A 1,533-nucleotide genomic window follows, 5' to 3' on the forward strand; every position below is an offset into this window, starting at 1 on the left:
ATCGCCCCATCCCCACACCAATGGAACAGCGATGACCACTCCAGACTGGCCAAACCTACTGCAGCAACTACTCGATCGAAAATCCCTTTCCCTTAACCAAGCTGAAGAATTAATGACCGGATGGTTAAACGGCCAGATTCCAGAAGTTTTATCGGGGGCGATTTTAGCGGCTTTGCAAGCAAAAGGAGTCTCGGCCGCGGAATTAGCGGGAATGGCCCGAGTTTTACGGCAACAATCTCGCTTAGAAGACCCTAAACCCCATACCACTCCCGTTATCGATACCTGTGGCACCGGCGGTGACGGGGCTTCAACCTTTAATATTTCCACTGCCGTGGCTTTTGTGGCGGCCGCCGGGGGTGTAAAAGTGGCTAAACACGGCAATCGCTCGGCTTCCAGCAAGGTCGGTTCGGCCGATGTTTTAGAATATCTTGGGGTTAATTTGAGCGCCCCTAGCGAGAAAGTAGCGGCGGCTTTAGATGGGGTGGGAGTTACCTTTCTTTTTGCCCCCGGTTGGCATCCAGCCCTGAAAAGTGTGGCTAATCTCCGCAAAACCCTGAAAGTTCGCACGGTTTTTAATCTTCTGGGTCCTCTAGTTAATCCTCTCCGTCCCACAGGTCAAGTTATCGGGGTTTATGACCGGCAATTTCTCACCCCCATGGCCACGGCTTTAGCACAAATGGGAACCCCAAAGGCGATTATTGTTCACGGCCGGGAAAAACTCGACGAGGTGGGGTTAGGAGACCTGACCGATATGGCTTTATTAAATAATGGCGAGGTGATTTCTGCGGCGATCGATCCCTTGTCAATTGCTATCCCCAGAGCCAGTTTAAATGCCCTTAAAGGCGGGGAAGTACCAGAAAATGCCGAAATCCTCAAAAATGTCCTGCAAGGGGGTGGAACGCCGGCTCAACGGGATGCTGTGGCGATTAATGCCTCTCTTGCCCTACAGGTGGCAGAAAAGGTCACTTTTGGCGACCATGCTGCCGGTTTCGCCCTCGCTCGCGACATTTTAGCCAGTGGGTTAGCTTGGCAAAAATTAGAGGAGTTGGTTAAGTTTCTCGCCGCCTAGGACAATTCACAGGGGGCAGTCTCGATGAAAAAATTTTCACCCCCACAGATGAAAGAGGTTTTCTTCCCCACACCCCACACCCCACACCCCACACCCTCTTTCAAGTCAGGAGACTCCGAGACAGGAGATTGCTTTTATTTATTCTCCCTATCTCCCCACTTCCCCACTTCCCCACTCCCCCACTCTGCAATAATTACTCGCAGCCAGAAATACGTTGGGGAGTATCATACTTTGTGCTTTTTGTCAAAAAAACTTTTTTTTTGCAATAAAACTACACAAAAAAAAGATCATCACTGCTGGTGAAATTGACTGATTTACCCGCTTCAATTAGGATACCCTTCTAGGTGTGGCAAGGGTTTCAACCCTTGCTGCCCAAAAAAGCACAGAATAACCCATTATGAAATTCAGTAAAATCGCTGTAACTATGATAACATCGTTGTTAAATAAAAATCTTTCTCAATTAA

Annotated in this window: 2 protein-coding genes; both read left to right on the plus strand. The window is 48.9% G+C overall.

From position 1 onward, the window contains the following. Window positions 1-31: 31 nt before the first annotated feature. On the plus strand, window positions 32-1,069 hold the full coding sequence (gene trpD, locus PX481_RS23770; protein WP_002758102.1) for an anthranilate phosphoribosyltransferase: 1,038 nt from the start codon (window positions 32-34) through the stop codon (window positions 1,067-1,069). Window positions 1,070-1,093: 24 nt separating this feature from the next. Next, window positions 1,094-1,372 (plus strand): hypothetical protein, encoded by a 279-nt coding sequence (locus tag PX481_RS23775; protein WP_288096396.1) that lies wholly within the window; start codon window positions 1,094-1,096, stop codon window positions 1,370-1,372. The last annotated feature ends 161 nt before the right edge of the window (window positions 1,373-1,533 follow it).

The sequence above is a fragment of the Microcystis sp. M53603_WE2 genome, assembly GCF_030065435.1.